17 protein-coding genes are annotated in these 16830 nt (G+C 65.9%); 1 reads left to right on the plus strand and 16 read right to left on the minus strand.

Features of this window, described 5'->3' with window-relative positions; all coding sequences use genetic code 11:
* Window positions 1–58: 58 nt before the first annotated feature.
* The 7 genes from OTER_RS09420 to OTER_RS09450 all read right to left on the minus strand — a co-directional run bounded on the left by OTER_RS09420 (window position 59) and on the right by OTER_RS09450 (window position 5572).
* Window positions 59–388, minus strand: coding sequence for a PadR family transcriptional regulator (locus OTER_RS09420; RefSeq protein ID WP_012374677.1), 330 nt, complete (start codon window positions 386–388; stop codon window positions 59–61).
* 206 nt (window positions 389–594) lie between these two features.
* Window positions 595–1449: an N-acyl homoserine lactonase family protein gene (locus OTER_RS09425; protein WP_012374678.1), complete on the minus strand. Its 855-nt coding sequence runs from the start codon at window positions 1447–1449 to the stop codon at window positions 595–597.
* 37 nt (window positions 1450–1486) lie between these two features.
* Window positions 1487–1939, minus strand: coding sequence for a DUF5069 domain-containing protein (locus OTER_RS09430; RefSeq protein WP_012374679.1), 453 nt, complete (start codon window positions 1937–1939; stop codon window positions 1487–1489).
* 79 nt (window positions 1940–2018) lie between these two features.
* Complete coding sequence (locus tag OTER_RS09435) at window positions 2019–2525, minus strand: metal-dependent hydrolase (protein WP_012374680.1); 507 nt, start codon at window positions 2523–2525, stop codon at window positions 2019–2021.
* A 175-nt stretch (window positions 2526–2700) separates the two neighbouring features.
* Window positions 2701–3585, minus strand: a complete 885-nt coding sequence (locus OTER_RS09440) for a nitroreductase family protein (protein WP_012374681.1) — start codon at window positions 3583–3585, stop codon at window positions 2701–2703.
* 43 nt (window positions 3586–3628) lie between these two features.
* Window positions 3629–4156 (minus strand): GNAT family N-acetyltransferase, encoded by a 528-nt coding sequence (locus OTER_RS09445; protein WP_012374682.1) that lies wholly within the window; start codon window positions 4154–4156, stop codon window positions 3629–3631.
* Between the two features lie 246 nt (window positions 4157–4402).
* On the minus strand, window positions 4403–5572 hold the full coding sequence (locus OTER_RS09450) for an adenylate kinase (protein WP_012374683.1): 1170 nt from the start codon (window positions 5570–5572) through the stop codon (window positions 4403–4405).
* A gap of 337 nt (window positions 5573–5909) precedes the next feature.
* Between OTER_RS09450 and OTER_RS09455 the strand changes: the two genes are divergently transcribed.
* The gene (locus OTER_RS09455) at window positions 5910–6668 is read left to right on the plus strand and encodes a PaaX family transcriptional regulator C-terminal domain-containing protein (RefSeq protein WP_012374684.1); all 759 of its coding nucleotides are present in this window, start codon (window positions 5910–5912) and stop codon (window positions 6666–6668) included.
* A gap of 288 nt (window positions 6669–6956) precedes the next feature.
* Here OTER_RS09455 and OTER_RS09460 read toward each other — a convergent pair whose 3' ends face one another.
* The 9 genes from OTER_RS09460 to OTER_RS09495 form a co-directional block, all read right to left on the minus strand.
* Window positions 6957–7646, minus strand: a complete 690-nt coding sequence (locus OTER_RS09460) for a hypothetical protein (RefSeq protein ID WP_012374685.1) — start codon at window positions 7644–7646, stop codon at window positions 6957–6959.
* On the minus strand, window positions 7643–8014 hold the full coding sequence (locus tag OTER_RS09465; RefSeq protein ID WP_012374686.1) for a VOC family protein: 372 nt from the start codon (window positions 8012–8014) through the stop codon (window positions 7643–7645). Before OTER_RS09465 ends, OTER_RS09460 begins: the two co-directional genes overlap by 4 nt.
* Before the next feature lie 321 nt (window positions 8015–8335).
* On the minus strand, window positions 8336–9595 hold the full coding sequence (locus tag OTER_RS09470) for a glycosyltransferase (RefSeq protein ID WP_012374687.1): 1260 nt from the start codon (window positions 9593–9595) through the stop codon (window positions 8336–8338).
* Window positions 9596–9712: 117 nt separating this feature from the next.
* Window positions 9713–10123 (minus strand): hypothetical protein, encoded by a 411-nt coding sequence (locus OTER_RS09475; RefSeq protein ID WP_012374688.1) that lies wholly within the window; start codon window positions 10121–10123, stop codon window positions 9713–9715.
* Between the two features lie 44 nt (window positions 10124–10167).
* Window positions 10168–12603, minus strand: coding sequence for an ABC transporter permease (locus OTER_RS09480; protein WP_012374689.1), 2436 nt, complete (start codon window positions 12601–12603; stop codon window positions 10168–10170).
* Window positions 12604–12729: 126 nt separating this feature from the next.
* Window positions 12730–13302 carry a hypothetical protein gene (locus OTER_RS09485; protein WP_012374690.1) on the minus strand — a complete coding sequence of 191 codons (573 nt, stop codon included), beginning with the start codon at window positions 13300–13302 and terminating at the stop codon, window positions 12730–12732.
* 129 nt (window positions 13303–13431) lie between these two features.
* Window positions 13432–13560 carry a hypothetical protein gene (locus OTER_RS26855; RefSeq protein ID WP_012374691.1) on the minus strand — a complete coding sequence of 43 codons (129 nt, stop codon included), beginning with the start codon at window positions 13558–13560 and terminating at the stop codon, window positions 13432–13434.
* A 12-nt stretch (window positions 13561–13572) separates the two neighbouring features.
* A complete protein-coding gene (locus tag OTER_RS09490) occupies window positions 13573–14271 on the minus strand; it encodes a nitroreductase family protein (protein WP_012374692.1) in 699 nt (232 codons plus the stop codon).
* Between the two features lie 145 nt (window positions 14272–14416).
* Window positions 14417–16828, minus strand: coding sequence for an ABC transporter permease (locus tag OTER_RS09495; RefSeq protein WP_012374693.1), 2412 nt, complete (start codon window positions 16826–16828; stop codon window positions 14417–14419).
* Between the last annotated feature and the right edge of the window lie 2 nt (window positions 16829–16830).

Consider the following 16830-nt stretch of genomic DNA (forward strand, 5'->3'; position numbering starts at 1 on the left):
ATTTGCGGAGAGGAGCGGGTGGGAACGCGCTCGCTCGGCGGGACGGTGAAGCCGCCGCCTACAATTCGGCGTGCATCACCGTGGCGATCGCGGTGCAGAGTCGTTCCCAGGCGCTGTGCTGGTTTTCAAGCTGGCGGAGGCCGGCCTCGGTGAGCTCGTAGTACTTGGCGCGGCGGTTGTTTTCGGACGTGCCCCACCGGGCCTTGAGCCAGCGTTTGCGCTGCATGCGGTAGAGCGCGAGGTAGAGCGAACCCTCCTCGATTTTCAGCGTCTCCGCGGAGAGGACGTGGATGCGTTGCGCGATGCTCCATCCGTGCTGCGGTCCGGTGCTAAGCACGCGGAGGATCATCATTTCGAGGTTTCCCTGGAGGAGGTCGATTTTTTCCATGGCTTCCCTTGTTCGGCTAGGGGGGAGCCAATACCCCGACCCCTAGCCGAGCAAGGGGAGAAGCGTCGCGCCGGCACGTCAGCGCGGATGCTAATCAATGCGAGCAGGGACGCTTCTGGATAGCCGCACGGGCGGACGGTTTCGCGCCACAGGCGCCGGTGCATTCCGGGGGGCCGGCCGGCGTGGCCCCCGTTGGGCGCGACGGCCTATTCTGCGGCGGCGGGGAAGGTGGGCAGCTTGGCGATGTCCGCCGGCTCATGTTGGATGATGACGGCCGCGTGCAGATTCGCCGCGAGCTGCTTGAAACGATCGAGTGAGGCGAGGGTCTCGGCGCGGTCCGTGTTGAAGGTCGGAACGCCATCCGTGGCGTAGTTCTCGGCGAAATGCGTGACATCGCCGGTCAGCAACACCGGACCGGTTTTCTCGAGCCGGACCAACAGTCCGCAATGGCCGGGCGTGTGGCCGGGCAGCCCGAGCATCACGACCGTGCCGTCGCCGAACACGTCCTTGTCGGGCTGGGCGAGTTCCACTTGGCCGCCTCCGCCAATCCAGGGCAGGAGCGGTGCGGGGTCGGCGTGAGCCTGCGGCGGGTGGGCGGTGATCGCGGCCCAATCGCGAGCGCCGATCAGGAGCTTCGCATGCGCGAACCGCGGCAGCTGACCGACGTGATCGAAATGATAGTGGCTCAGGGCGACGTAGCTGATCGCGGCCGGATCCACGCCGAGTTTCTTCAACTGTTCCTCCAGCGTCAGCGTGAGCGTTGCATCCATCGGCGCCTTCGGATCGATCGGCTTGCCCTTCATTTCCGCCGGCAAGCCCGCGTCCCAGAGCAGGTAGTCGTCGCCGTGACGGATCAGATAGCAGCTCACCGCCAGCGTCTTCGACTGCCCCGGATACGCCGACGTATCCGAGAACACGTTAAGGTCGTTGGCGGCGACCGTGCCGCCATCCAGCCGGGTCAGCGTGATTTTAGCGCGTTGCGGCGCGTTGCTGGCGTTTGCGGTCAGCAGGGCGAAGAGCGCTGCCCACAAGGCTGTTCCCAATCGGGTCTGGTGGTTCATCGATCGTTCCTTTCGCGTTCGGGGGATCATCAAAGCGTCAGCCGCGGCCGCCGAACGACACGTAGTCGTCGAGATCGAGATGATCGCAGTAGGTGCGGATGTCGTCGCGCTGCGGGCCGTAGCCGGCGATTTTGCCAGCGAGCCAGCTGTGGCCAGAGGCACTGCCGGGGGCGAATGATTCGAGCCACGCGGACCATTGGGCGATCTCGGCGGGCGTGCGGCGCGGCTGCAGATGTTCCGTGATCCACGCCAGCATCTCGGAGTCGGACTTGCCGGTCTTCACGGCATCGAGCAGCGCCGGCGCCTCGATGCCGGTGAAGGCGAAGAACTGCCGGTCCATCATTGCGCCGTAGACGTATTCGCCGTTCTTGCCGGCGAGCGTGGCGCGGGCTTTCTCGAGCAGCCGCGGGAGTTGCGCGAAGCCGCCGAGCCGGGCCCGCGGGCTGCGCGGCGGATGTTGGGTAAGATCGGGCTCGGCGAAGTTGATCATGAGGGAAGCAGCGGGCGCGGTTGCGGAGTTAACCTCCGAAGCGGGCGGGTGAGCGACGACAAACCGGTCGGCGAGCAGCTCAGCACACGCGATCGCTGGGGCGCGGCTGTGCCGCCGCTCCCGCGGATTCGGCCGTCCAGAAACGCCAGCGCATCCACAACACCGTTGCGCTGGCGGTCGCGGCGAGCACGACGTCGATGGGGAACCAGTAGGGATAGCGAATCAACCGGTGACTGAGCACCTCGCGGGAGAGGGGGTAGAGCCAGGCGACACCGCCGGAAAGGCCATCGAGTCCGAGGTGCGAGGCATAGGCGACCGGCGCGAGCAGCAGGGCGATGAGCGGCAGCCGGCGACGCGCGAACATCGCGAGCAACACGAAGACCATCGTTCCGCCGGTGAAAGCGAATACGGTGTGTGACCAGCTCGCGTAGCGCGCCGCGAGCGACAGGTGCGGGTGCAACACGTCGGGCAACGCACCGGCGAGCGCCACGATGCCGGCCGCCGCGTAGAACTCGCGCGGGGTCCGCCGCGGGAGTAACGGCGCCGCCGCCAGCGCGGGCAGGAGAGCGTGCGAGAGGACGTTCATGCGAGCAACCTCGGAGGAGATTCGCCGGGAGCATGAGCTGTCTGCGGCCGAACCCAATCCAGAAGGTGGCCACCGGCGCGCGGACGAGGAGCGCTTTTGAGTGCGCCCGGGTGCTCACACACGAAGACGACGGCGTCTGGCGCGCCGACGTTGGCGTTGCCGGCGGGCCGTCGAATCAAGATTCAAGGAAACCGACGCGCTTAATCGTCTTCATGATTTCGGTCGGTTCGCCGGAGGGCGCGGACCGTCGCTTCATCCAGCGCGTGAACATCCAGTCGAGGTAATGCGGGTGACCGTTCTCCTTCCATTGCTGCCCGAACCCGATCTGCAGGTGGCTCTCCGGATCATCGTAGCGGCGCGTCAGCTCCGCGAGTTCTTCGGTGGTAGGCGCGTGATACTTTCCATCGTGAATGACGCCAGGCCCCGTCAGCCGGCCGGTTTTGTGCGCGGGCTCCTCGGTGGCGTAGCCCAGCACGAGCGCGATGACGGGAAAGCAATACGTCGGCGGAAGATCCAGCAGCTTCCAGAGCCGGCTCATATCGCCGCGATGCACCCCGTTAGTCGGCAGGTAGTCGACGCCGAGCGAGCGAGCGGCGAGCGCGGCGTTCTGCGCGGCGAGGGTGGCGTCCACTGTCGCCGTGATCAGATTCGTCAGCGTGTTGGGCTCGTGGACGTGGCCGAGGGCCCTCGCGCTGGCGACGAGTCGGTTGTGATCGGCGAAGTAGACCAACAGCCGGCTGCCAGCGTAGCCGCAGATCTGCTTCATCGTCTCGCGGTCGCGGACGACGACGATGGAGTAGCACTGCATGTTCGACGCGTTCGCGGATCGCACCGAGGCCGCGAGGATCGCCTGCAGCGTCTCCTCCGGAATCTCCTGATCAGTGAAATTGCCGTGGGTGGAGTGCAGCGCGTGAATCGTATCGAGCGTCGGATTGGACGGTGTTCCTGGCGCGCGCGCCGCAGCGGCAGCGGCCACGGCACGCGGCGAGAGTTCGAGGAGCGAAACGCCGGCGCCGAGCAGGGCGGCGTGTTTCATGAACGTGCGACGGTTGGTTTTCATATCAGAGGGAGGAAGGTCAGCGGACCGCGGACTCAGGCGGGTTTCAGCTCGCGGGCGGATAGAGTTTTCGAAAATGCAGGCGCTGCACCGTGGCGTCTCTTGTCCACGGGGTGCGCTCGACGATCCCGAAGCCGGCTTTCGCGTAGAGATGACAAGCAGGAGCGAAAAATGGCAGGTCGAGCGTGAAAGCATCGACGGCGATCACACCGACACCGCGCAGCCGCCGCAGAATTTCCTGCAGCTGCAGAGTGCCAAGACCGCGGTGCTGGCGATCGGGCACGACGCAGTGGTGGCCGATGCGCGCCGATGCTGGCGCGGCGCGCGGATCGAAGGAGCCGAACCCGACCAAGGTCTCATGCTGCCAGCTCAGGAAGACGCAGCGTCCCACTTCTGGTGTGCGGAAGGCGACACGATCGAAGTCCGCCCAGGCGGCCAGCTCCGGAGCCCAGCGCGAGGAATTGCGCGTGATCAGCGGGCCATAGGCCAGCCGGAGCAGCGAAGCGAGCGACCCTTCCGGGGCGTGAACGATTTCGGTGAATCGGAGGTCGGTCTGGTTGGATGCGTCAGTCATCTGGAACCGAGCATGCGCTGGTGATTCGGACATCGTGGCGTCCAGTGATTGAGGGGAACTGAGCGCCGTGAGTCTGTCGGCCACGGATGACCAGGGCGACAGTGGTTGGACTGACGGGCGTGCGCGTCGCCAAGCGGTCGCACCGCTCGGTTGACGGTTCTGGCTCCAGTTCGCTGGCGTGCGCTCGAGACGGAGGATCGGGCCGGGCCGAATCGGAGGGGGCGTCGTGGCAGCAGCCCGGGCCGTTCACCGCATGCTCTTGAGGCCGGAATCGATCTCGGCGGCGATGCGGGCCAGGACCTCGTCGAACGAGCCCATCCCGTCGATCTTCGTCACGCCGTGAAGCTGGTTATATTTTTCGATCACCGGGACGGTCTTCGTCTCGTGCTCGCTGAGCCGCTTCACGATCTTCGAGGTGGCGTTGTCGTAGGGCATGCAGGCGTCCGTCTTGCTGCGCTCGTCGAGCCGGCGGATGAGCTCCAGCGTGGGCACCTCGATCTCGATGATCTTCGAAATCGACGATCCGCGTTTTTGCAGCAGGCCGTCGAGGATATAGGACTGCACGAGCGTGCGTGGAAAGCCCTTGAAAATGTAACCTTTCACCCCCTTCGAGGCGGCGAGCTTCTGCTCGATGAGCGGCACGACGATTTCGTCGGGCACGAGCTGGCCGTTCTCGTAAAGTGCGACAATTTTTTTGCCCAGTTCGGTGCCGCGCTTGATCTCCGCGTCGAGCATCGGGCCGGTGGCGATGTATTCGAGGTCGAACTTCTTCGCGAGCGCCTTGCCCTGCGAACCGCGGCCGGAGCCCGGATAACCGAAGAGGACGACGTTGAAGAGCCGCTTGCTCAGCTCGGCGGACACGAGTTCGGTGATCTGCGCGGTCACCTCGTCGATGCTGCGGGTCCCGTCGACCTCGGTGCAGATGCCCTTGTCCCGGTAAAACTGCAGCACGGGCAGCGTCTTCTGATTGTATTCCCGCAGCCGGTTGCGGATCACGCTCTCGTTGTCATCGCTGCGGCCGGAGGTCGCACCGCGTTTCAGGAGCCGGCGGACGGATTCCTCCTCCGGGACCTTCAGGCTGATGAGGCAGCTCAGCGAGGTGTGCAGCTTCAGCATCAGGCCTTCGAGAATGTAGGCCTGGATGTAGGTGCGTGGGAAGCCGTCGAAGAGAAAGCCATTGCAGCCGGTATTGTCGGTGATGGTTTTCTCGATGATCTGGACGATGATCTCGTCCGACACGAGACCGCCGGCGGCGATGATGCTCTGGGCCTCGAGCCCGAGCTTGGTCTTGCCCGCCATCTCTTTCCGGAGGAGATCACCGGTGGAGATGTAGAACAGATTGTAACGCTTGATGAGGAATTCCGACTGCGTGCCTTTACCAGCTCCAGGGGGACCGAACAGCGCGATATTCAGCATGGGGTGAGGGGCTAGCCAATCGGCGCGGGGGACGGGTCCGCCGACGACGCAGGCACGATGGCGCAATGCGGCCCGGGCGTCACGCCTGATATTGGCGGCTTGCGTCGAGCGCGTTGCGGTAGTCGCAGCGAGGTTGGAGCCGCGTGGGCGCAGCGAGAGCGGCGATTGCGAACGAAGGCGTTGTGCACCGCGTCGGCGCAATGGCGAACGTCCGCCCGCTCTTCACGCGCCGTCGTGACGGTCCTGGGGGCCGAATCCTGCCGAAGCCACGAGCGTGGTCCGATCGGACCACGTTCGTGGCTTGTGTCCAGCTAGCGAATAGCGCACGCTCGGAGGCGTGCGCTCGTCCGTTGCGCCATCGCTGCAGATCCTGTTCGCGCTCGCTGACGCTGCCGCGGAGTTGTCGCGGATCGCGGTCTGCGGCGCGTGGGAGCGGTGGCTCGGTCCGCAACGTTTCGGACGGCACTGGGCGCTGTTGCAGCGAAGCGGATGGGTTGCCGCGCCGAGCACGGCCGGTAACCTAAGTCGAGTGCTGCGACTCACTGCCGCCGGCCGCCTGGCCGCAGCCGGCGGCCGCGATCCGGAAGCGCAGTGGGACCGCTCTTGGGATGGGCGCTGGCGCGTGGCGCTGTTCGATATCCCTGAGCAGCGGCGCGCGCTGCGGGTCAAGCTTCGCCGCCGGCTGGCCGAACTCGGGTTCGGTTACCTGCAGAACAGCGTTTGGGTGAGCCCCGACCCGTGCGAGAGGTTGCAGGCGCTTGTGCGCGACCTCAGCGGTGAGGCCGAGTCGTTCTCGTTCATCGAAGCTCGTCCGTGCGCAGGAGAAACAGACGCTGACGTGGTCAAGGGCGCGTGGAGCTTCCCAGCCATCAACCGAAATTACGCGAACTATTTAGAGGTGCTAAAGCACCAGCCGAGACGGATCGACGGAGTCGCGGCACGGCGCAGTTGGTTGCAGGTCGAATGGAAGGCGTGGCTGAAGGCGGTGCGCAGCGATCCGCTTCTTCCCGAACCGCTGTTGCCCACCCCGTATCTCGGCCGCGAGGCATGGCGGCAGCGTTGTAGTGCGCTGAGGCATCTGATCCGAGCCGGCTGAGATCCGACGAACAAGGGTGGGCGGCGTCGGGCGGGAATTGCGCGGGCCGCCTTCGACCTAAAATGGTCGTTTCAACGCGACTGGCGCCAGTCGGTCGCTGATGATCCAGATCGTGAGCGGCCGACAGTCAGTTCCCCTGGTCCTCGGAATTGCTGGTTGGCGGGAGCCACGAACGTGGTCCGATCGGACCATGTTCGTGGCCGGTGGTCGGGTCGGGGAGAAAGCGATTTGGCACGGTTCGCCTGGAGCGCGAGAGCTCCAGGCAAGATGCGGCTCAGGCGAAAGGGCTCACCGATCGCATTGTTCGAGCAGGCGCCGGCCGACGGCGGCGCGGCGACGCGCGAAGGGCGCCGAGGACGTTGAGAGTCGCGGCAAAATCCGGCGCCAGCGAACCGCGGCGTAAAGGAGCTCATCCCGCGCGAACTCCGGAGCGATTTCGGTGAGCACAAGGCTCGTGTGGAATAAGGGGAACCTTCGCCAGCGGCCGTCACCCGTGCGCGCCTGTTTCAGCTCGGCCAGCCCGAGCTGCAGTCGTTCCTCGGAGCGGGGAAAGAGGTTGAGGGCGACGTTGCGCCAATACCCGCCGGAGCAGGTGCCGCAGCAATAGGTCCCGCTGGTGTGGCCGCTTCGCTCCCAGCGATCCAGTTGCGCGGCCATGCCGGCGATCGCACGATCCAGCGCTGATTGCACGGTCAATTCCCTCACGTTGAGCAGCGTGAGCACGCGGCACGCTTCCTCGCCGAGCAGATGCGCGATGCCGACGCGCGAATGCACGGGTTCGCCGGTGAAAAGCCGGTAGCCGGCACGATCGCGATCGGTCGGAGCGAACATGCCGGCATAGGCGCCGGGCAAACCTTGGCGCGCGGCGATCGATTGCGCGGCACGGGTTCGGTCCGCGGACGTGATCGGCCGCGCGAAGAAAAGCGAGTCGGCGAGCGCGTCGAGCGTGGCGCCGAGACTGCGAACGGGCGGAGTCATTTGCGGGCGTGGACGATCAGCTCGTTGCCGTCGGGATCGCGAATGATGCAGCCCCGGCAGGCTGGCGATTCAAACGGACCATCGGCGATCGAGACGGCGTTCGCTTTGAGATGAGCGATCGTGGCGTCGAAGTCCACCACCTCGAGGGCGAGCGTGGCTCCATGCGAGCCGGCGCGGTGCTTCTCGTCGGCCGAGGTGATCGCCAGGGTGCCGGCGCCGATGTCGTATTCCACCCACTGGTCATCCCAATTGGCGGTCACCTTGAGTCCGAGCGTATCCTCATAAAAGGATCGCGAGGTCTTCACGTTGGCGACCGGGTAGACGACGAAGGCGACGTCTTTGAAGAGCGGTGAGGAGGGGGAGGGCATGGGGGCGAAGTTGAGAGATGAGGGTTGAGAGTTGAGGGTGGAGAGATGAGAGATGAGAGATGAGAAATGAGAAATGAGAGATGAGAGATGAGAGATGAGAGATGAGAGATGAGAGATGAGAGATGAGAGATGAGAGATGAGAGATGAGAGATGAGAGATGAGAGATGAGAGATGAGAGATGAGAGATGAGAGATGAGAGATGAGAGATGAGAGATGAGAGATGAGAGATGAGAGATGAGAGCGCGGTGGGCCTCGAAAGCATAAGGACCGATGCAGTCGAAGCCGAGGACGATCTTGGCGGTGGACGGCAGTCCGGGGCGCTCAGCTGGCGCGCTGGAGTGACTCGAGTGTGTCGAGTGTGATGGTCGCGGGCTGGCCGAGCTGGACCTTCGCGGCCAGGGCTTCGCAGGCGGCGCTGACTTCGGGATTGTTGAGCAACGAGCGCAGTGCGGCGGTGACGTTCGTCACGGTGAATTTTGCCGGATAGAGCCGGCGCCCGACGCCGAGCCGGACGAGCCGTTGGGCGTTGTCCGGCTGGTCGTGCGCCATGGGCATCACCAGTTGCGGAATGCCGGCCGCCAATGCCTGCGCGAGCGTGCCGATGCCGCCATGGTGCACGATGGCGGCGGCGCGTGGCAGGAGCCGACTGAACGGCACGTAGCCGGTGGCGAGAATCGTGTCGGGAAGTTCGGCTGGCAGTTGCGCGCGATCCGGCGTGGCGAACACCGCGCGGAGCCGAAGCTCGCGGCAGACCGCCAGCGCAGTCGCAAAGAATTCGTGGGCGTGGAGCATGGCGCTGCCCGCGGTGAAGACCACCGGCGCGGGTCCGGCGGCGAGGAAGCGCTCGATGGCGGGCGAGAGTTCCTGGTACTGGCCAAGATCATAGAGCGGAAAACCGGCGAGCCGGTGACGTGGCGGCCAGTCTGGCTGAGGTGAACCAAACCAATCCGGAAACAGGCACAGCACGCCGTCGGGCGAGTTCATCCATTCGCGCATCAAGCTGCGTGGCGCCGGCACGCCGAGCGTGCGGCAGGCGGCGCGCACGGAGCGGCCGGCGCATTGGTCGAGAGGGTTCGGCAGCGCGAAGAACAGCCGTTTGAACCACCGTGGCATCCGGGCAAACCACTCCAGGTGCGCGCGCATCACGGGCGTGTCGTGCAGGCTCAGGATCACCGATGGCTGGAGGTGCACCGTGGCGAGCGGGAGCCGGAGTTTTTCGCGCGCCAGCCGGGCGCCGAGCGCGAGCAACGAGCCGACCAGGACAACATCGGGCCCGGCGCGTTCGCGCACGGCCGCGATGGTGTCGTAGTACTCAGCCGTCATGTCACCCGCGAAGCCGAGCGTAAGATGCATGCCGTGCCACGGGTGCCACAACTTGGGATTACGCACCAGCCGCTCATACTGGCCCGGATCGCCGACCGGCACGTGAGGCACACCGGCGCGACGCGCGGCGTCGGCGAACGTCGGTGGCGCAATCAGCGTCGCGGCATGGCCACGCTGCTGCAACTCGTGTCCGATCCAGAGGAACGGGTTGACGTCACCGGCGCTGCCGAAAGGCACGAGAATGAAATGACGAGGCATGGGAGGAAGCAGAGAGCTGAGAGGCCAGAGCCAAGAGCAGGACCGATTGAAGCGGGTCGTCGGGGAAATTCATCGCGGCCGTCGTGGCCGGCGCGCCCTCTATGAATCCAGCGCTGCCTAGGCCGATGACGCCGTTGACAGTTTCCGTTCCGGGAGCGCGGCGAAGGCGTAGACCGCAGCCAGACCGAGCAGCAGCAGGCCGAAGCCGACATCGAAACCGCGCAGCAAAGAAGCGACGCCGACGCGCTGCAGATACAGGAGGGAAATGAAAGCGCAGAGAGTTCGCCCAAGGCTGGTCGAGAGGAGCTCGGCCCGCTTGAAAATCGAGATGTAGGCGAAGCAGAGCACCGCGGCGAGGACGGTGCCGTTGAAGACATGCATGCTCGCCTTGAGATTGGCCCAGACGTCCGGGGCAAGGCCAGCTGGCGCCGGTCGACCTTGAATGCCAACAGCCATGGCGATGTGCAGACCGACGAACAGCGTCTGCACGATGCCGCCGACGAGGAGCAGAACGGATTTGGTTTTCATGATGGAGTCGAGGCAGGGGATACGGGGCTGCGCGAGCGGCGGAGCTACTCGGCGCGCAGCGCGTCGGTGGGATTGATGCGGGTGGCCCGGCGGCTTGGCAGCCAGCAGGCGAGCAGCGTCGTGACGGCGACGAGGAGGAGCACCGCGAGATAGGTGAGTGGGTCCGACGTGGTGGTTTCAAAGAGGAAACTGCGGACGAGGTGCGTGGAGGCCGCAGCGCCGATCAGCCCGAGCACGGCGCCGATCGCGGCGAGCCAAAGACCTTGGCGGATCACCAGCTGGACGACGTCGGTGGTTCGCGCTCCGAGCGCCATCCGCACGCCGATTTCGCGTGTGCGCCGCGCCACCGCGTAGCTGATCGTGCCGAACACGCCGAGCGCGGTGAGCGTCAGCCCGAGCAGCCCGGCCAGCAGGAGACCGTTGGCGGCGAACGACGAAATCGACAGAGCGAACTTCATGTAGTCGGCCATCGTCTCCACGCCGAATACCGGCAGTCGTGGATCAAGTTGAGCGATGCAGTCGATCATCGGTTTGATCAGCAACCGGGGATCTCCGCTGGTGCGCACCTGAATCGTCAGGTCGGATTGGAACGACTGGCTTTGCGGCAGATAGAAATACGGGTGCGGCGGTTCGGTGGGCGTGAGATATTTAACGTTGCGCACCACGCCGATCACTTCGCGTGTCTCGCCCCAAACGCGGAAGGTCCGGCCGAGCGGGTTCTGGTGCGGCCAATAGCGCGCGGCCATCGTTTCGTTGACAATGGCGACCTTGGCGGCGCTGTTCCGATCGGCTGCCGCGAAATCCCGTCCGGCGACCAGCGGGATGCGCAGCGTCCGAAAATAGTCCGCCGTCACCGTGTTGAACATCACCTGGAGCGCTTCCTCCGGCGGGGGGACATAGCCGGGGACCTCGATCGCACTCTGGGTGCGTGGCACGATTTCCAGCGGCAGCTGGTTGGCGAGGCTCACGACCTCGACGCCTGGCAGACGGCCGAGTTCGTGCAGAAGCCGGTCACAAAAATCGCGGCCGTTCTCCTGGTCGTAGCCATTTGGCCGCAGGTCGATCGACATCAGCGCGACGTGCGCTGGATCGAAGCCGAAGTCCGCGGACTTCTGTCGCTGTGCGCTGCGCAAAAGCAACCCGGCGATCACCAACAGCGGAACGGAGACGGCGATCTGCGCCACGACCAAGGCGCTGCGGCCCCATGTGCGCGTGGGCGAGCCGTTCGCGGGCCCGGCCTTCAGCGCCGGCAACACCACCGTCCGGGCGCCCTGCAGGGCGGGCAACAATCCGAACAGCAGGGCGCTGCCCAGCGAGGCGGCGAGCGTGAACGCGAACACGGTCGCATCAGGTTCGGCATTCAGCACCACCGGCGTCTTCGCGGTATCCGGCCACACCGCACGCAGGAGCTCCGGCGTGCCGGAGGCGATCAGGCCGCCGAGCGCGCCACCCAGCAGCGCGAGCACCACACTCTCGGTCAGAAATTGACGAACCAGCCGGAGTCGACTGGCCCCGAGCGCAAGCCGGATGGCGACCTCGTGGATGCGGCTGGCGGCGCGCGCCAGGAGCAGGTTGGCGACGTTGGCACACATGATCAGTAGGACAAGCGCGGCCATGCCGAGCATCAGCGAGAAGATCGGCGTCATGTAGGTTTGCGCGCCGAACGGCGAACGCGTGAACGGAACCAGAATGGCGCTCTTGCCCTGGTATTCTGCGGGAAACTCCGTCGCGAGCGCAGCGCTGATCGCCGCGATTTCCGCCCGAGCCTGTTCGAAACTGACGCCCGGCCGCAGCCGCGCCACGGTCGCGAGCGTGCGAAAATCGCGCTTAGTGAACAGATCGGTGCCGTTGCCGCCGAACGGCCGCAGCTGTTCCGCCGCCGCGACCGGAACGAACACATCGAGTCCGAAGCCAACGGTCGTGCCAAGGTAGTCTGGCGGGGCGACGCCGACGATGGTGCAAAGTCGACCGTTCAATCGCACCCCGCGACCGACGATCGTGGGATCGCCGCCAAACCGACGTTGCCAGTAGCGATGCGAGAGCACGAGCACCAGCGCACCGCCGGGAAAATGATCGTCCTCCGGCTGGAGCAATCGACCGAGGTGGGGCTGGAGGCCGAGCATAGCATGCAGCCCGCCGGTGACGTATTCGCCCCACACGCGGCGCGCGAGCACGCCGTCATCGAGGCTGAACGTCATCGCGCCCGTTGCTTCGAGTTGCGTCAGCGAGCGCGCGCGTTGCTGAAACTCGCGCAGCTCGACGTAGGACAGCGTCAACCGGTCGCCGCCGCGCGTGGTCCAGTAGACGGTGACCAGGCCACGCGAGTCAGGAACGCCGGCGAGTGGCCGAAGAACGACGCCCTTCAGCGCGCTGAAGATTCCCGTGTTGAGGCCGATGCCGAGCGCGAGCGTGAGCACGGCGATCGCGGTGAATCCGGGCGACTTGGCGAGCTGGCGGAGCGCGAAGCGAAGGTCGGACATGGACAGAGGAGTCTAGAGCTGAGCGTCCAGAGCTGAGAGGAGGCGTGAACCCTGCTGCGCCGCTAGGGCCGGGCGTCTGGAGTTGAGAGCTGAGTGCCGCAGCCGTTGCAGGCCGGAGCGGCGAGCTCAAGGCGAGGAGCTGGGTGTGGCGGTGGCGACCGGAGTCGGAGCGGCCGCGACGATCGCGGCGACAATGGCGGATACCGCAGCGGGGTCGACTTTCTGGCCGCTGGTCTGGAAGACGAGCCGGCGGTCGGGCGCGAACACGAGAATGCACGCGCGTTCCGACGGGAGCGCGTAGGTTTTGGCGAAGTGCCCTTTCCAGTCCATCAGCGTCCAGTGCTTCGCGTCGCTGCCGAACATCTTCTTCACCATTCCGCGCATGAACGAGGGCACGCCGGAGAGCGTCGCCACGCCCACCCAGCGAACGGGCGGATGCGCGGTGTGCTCCAGTTCCTCGCCGATGGCCTTTGACCAGTTGCCGATGAAAGTGCTGCCCTTGCGGTCGGCGACTGTCAGGAGTGTGACTTGGCCAACGCTGTTGGCGTCGGTGTGCTCGCGGTCGAACTGATCCTTCAAAGAGAAGGCGAGCAGCGGCGCAGCCGTGGTGGCGGCGGGCGCCGAATCGGCGGCCAGCAGGGGCGTGAAAGAGACGCCGGCGAGCATGAGCACGGCGAGGAGGAGTCGGACGGAGAACATGATGGTGGGCGGTGGATGGTGGACGGTGGACAGCTGAGCTGGGAGGCGGCGGAGGTTGAGTCGACGGGGCGGTGCCGGTTGTTCGCGGCACCTGCTGCTTCGGACTTGTTCACCTCCGCCGCCGCGCGACTAGCCCGGATCTTTCACGAACATCGTGAAAGATCCGCCCTTCGGGCCGACTTTGTCGGGGCTAGCCGCGACAAAGTCGCTCCGCCGCAGGCGGACGGAAATTTCGAGCACATGAATACTCTCGTTCATGAAATTTCCGGGCTAGAACGACTCGTAGGCGACGAAATCTTCGAGCGGCTTTTTCTTGGGCGGCTGCGGCCACTCGACGGGCACGCCAATCGGCGTGATGCAGACCCGCGTGTAGTAGTCCGGAATCTTGAAGACCGCTTTCGTGACGGAATCGGGAATCGAATCGGTCAGGAAGACCGTGCCGTAGCCGAGGGCGCGAGCGGCCAGCATCAGATTTGCGGCCGCCAGCGGGCCATCATAGTGATTGTAGTCCGGGTATTTCGAGCGGTTGTCGGTGAGAACGACCACGTAAACCGGCGCGGAGAGATAGCCGTCATAGGTGGCCTGCGCCGACTTCGTGAACTGTTCCTTGGTGACGTTCGGATAATACTCGGGATGCTGCGCGAAGTGCTCGGCCGCTGCGGCGAGGCAGGCCTCCTTCAGCTCACGGATTTTTTCGGGCGAGCGGACGACGAGAAATTTCCACGGCTGTTGGTTGCCGGACGTGGCGGACATCCGGGCGGCGTCGAGGATCTTCGTGACGTGTTCCGCCGGCACGGGCGCGTCGGGCTTGAACGCGCGGACCGAGCGCCGCGACTGGACAATGTCCCAGAAATCGAGCGGCGCATCGGTGCGAGCCGGCGCGGCGGTTTGGGCATGCGTGGCGCAGGCCACGAACGCAACGGCGCCGAGCAGAGCGGCGCAGTGCAGGAATAAACGACGGGTGGGCATAGAAGTTGAGAGTTGAGAGTTGAGAGATGAGGGTTGAGGGGAGCCCAGAGTCTCGAGCTGAGAGATGAGAGACGGAGCGGAGATCGGGATTCGGAGATCGCAGGGCACTGAGGTCGGTCACTTCGACTTCAACTTCCTGCTTCGACTATTCCGCGCGGAGCGCGTCGATGGGGTTAAGGCGGGTGGCGCGATGCGCGGGGAGCCAGGAGGCGAGCGCCGCGGCGGCGAGCACGGTGGCAACGCTCGCGGCGAGCTGCGGGAGGCTCAGTGGGGTGGCGTCGGCGAGCATGGCGCCGACGGCTTTCGCGATCAGCCAGGAGCCGAGGGCCCCAATCACGCCGCCGAGCGCAACCCACGCGAGCGCCTGACGCACGACCAGCGTGGCGATGTCGCGCGGGGCGGCGCCGAAGGCCACGCGCACGCCGATGTCACGGCGGCGGCGGGCGAAGGTGAACGAGAGCGTGCCGTAGAGTCCGAGCGCGGCGAGTGCAAGAATGCCGACGGTGAGCGCGTCCACTACCGAGGTGACAATAGCCAGGACGCGGCCGGAATCGTCGAAGTGATTCCGCATGGACTTGACGTCGGCGAGCGCCAGATCCGGATCGAGCCGGGCCAGCTCGGCGCGGATCGAGTCGACCGGCACGGGGAGGCCGGCGCGGCTCCGCACGACGAGAAAGCCCTCGGGCCACGGGCTGTCGGAATACGCGAAGTAGGCTTCGGGTTTGGCGGGACGCTCGGCGAATTGGCGGATGTCCTCGACGACGCCGACGATCTGCCCCGACCAGGTTTCACCCGACTGCGCCGGGCGAAGGTGGTGCCCGATGGGATTTTGCCCGGGCCAGTAACGCTGGGCCATGGTGCGGTTGATGACCACGGCGCTGCGCGGGACGGCGGAGTCCTGCTCGGTGAGCGGCCGGCCTTGCAGCAGCCGGGCGTTGAGGGCGGCGAAGAACTGCGGAGAGATGTAGGAGACCTCCACATACGGGCGGGGCGAGGCGGGATCGTAGCTCTCCTGGTCGGTGAGCAGCGGCATGCTGATGCCGCCGTTGAGCGGGAGCTTGGTCGTCACCGCGGCATCGCTCACGCCGGGCTGTGCCTGCACCGCGGCGAGGAACCGATCCCAGAAGGCGACGCGGGTTGCGTCCGAATACTGCGTGCCGCGCACGACCACGGCGGAGGTGACGACTTGATCGGAAATCATCGCGCGGGATCCGGCGACCATTTGTTGATAGGTTCCAGACAGCTGCATCGCGATGCTGACGAGGAACTGGGCGAGCGCGATCTGGCCGATGACCAGCCGGCGCAGCCGTCGCTGGGTTTTGCGGGCGCTGGTGTGATTGACGCCAGCTTCCTTGAGGCCGCTCACCACATCGGTCTTGGAGGCGAGGAGTGCGGGCGTCAGTCCGGCGGCCTGCACGACGAAGACGGCGAGCAATCCGATGCAACCGAGCAACCAGCCATCGACGACGAGTCCGGCGCGCGGCATGACGGCGGCGGGCAACGCAGCGCGGAGCGCGTCGAGGCCCCAGAGCGTCAGCAGAAAGCCGGCGCCGCTGGCGAGCAGCGCGAGCAGGATGCTCTCGGCGAGCACCAGGCGGATGATGCGCAGGCGCGAGGCACCGAGCGCCACGCGCACGGCGATCTCGGATTGGCGGCTGATACCGCGCGCGAGCATCATGCTCGCGACGTTTTGCGCCGCGAGGACCAGCAGGGTCCAGCCGGCGGCGAGCAGGACCGAGATGCGCAGCGCGGGCAGGCCGCCGAGTCCCTGCTGCAGCGGCATGAACCAAAATTCCTTGCGCGGATCGGCGTCGGGCGTGGACTGGCGGATTTTCGCGGCGACGGCGCCGAGTTCTGCGTCGGCCTGGCTGGCGCTGACGCCTGGCTTTAGCCGGGCCAGCGAAGCGAGCCAATAATCGCCGCGGCTGGCACCTTGGTGGCGAAGCACCAGCGGGAGGAAGATCTGCAACCGGCGCTCGCGCGTCCACAACGACAGCAACTCGAAGCCGGGCGGCATCACGCCGACAATCGTGACGTTGCGGCCATCGAGCCGCAGTGTGCGACCGATGCAATCGGGTCGTCCGGCAAACCGGCTCTGCCAGAGTGAATGACTGATGATCGCGACCGCGGCGCCGTCCTGGCCGGCCACGTCGTCGGCGCTGAACCAGCGGCCGAGAAGCGGCGGGACTTTCAGCGTAGAGAAAACACCGGGCGTGCAATAGGCGCCCTCAACCGACTCGGGCTGGTCGCCACCGAGCGTGTAGCGTCGCGGCGAAAATGCGCCCACGGCTTCGAGTCCTCCGACTTGCTCCTGGATATCGAGGAGATCGGGGGTGGACAGCGGCTTGAAGTCGAAGTGCGAGCCGCTGGACTTCGTCCAGATCTGTCCGATCCGGTCGCCCTCGGGATAGGGAAGCGGATCAAGGAGCAGGCTTTTGACGACCGTGAAGACGGCGGCGGTGCCGGCGATGCCGACGGCGAGCGTGATCACCGCGACGGCGGTGAAGCCGGGCGATTTCAGCAGCTGGCGGAAGGCGTAGCGGAGGTCGGAGAGCATGA

Source organism: Opitutus terrae PB90-1 (assembly GCF_000019965.1).
In the GTDB taxonomy this organism is placed as follows: domain Bacteria; phylum Verrucomicrobiota; class Verrucomicrobiia; order Opitutales; family Opitutaceae; genus Opitutus; species Opitutus terrae.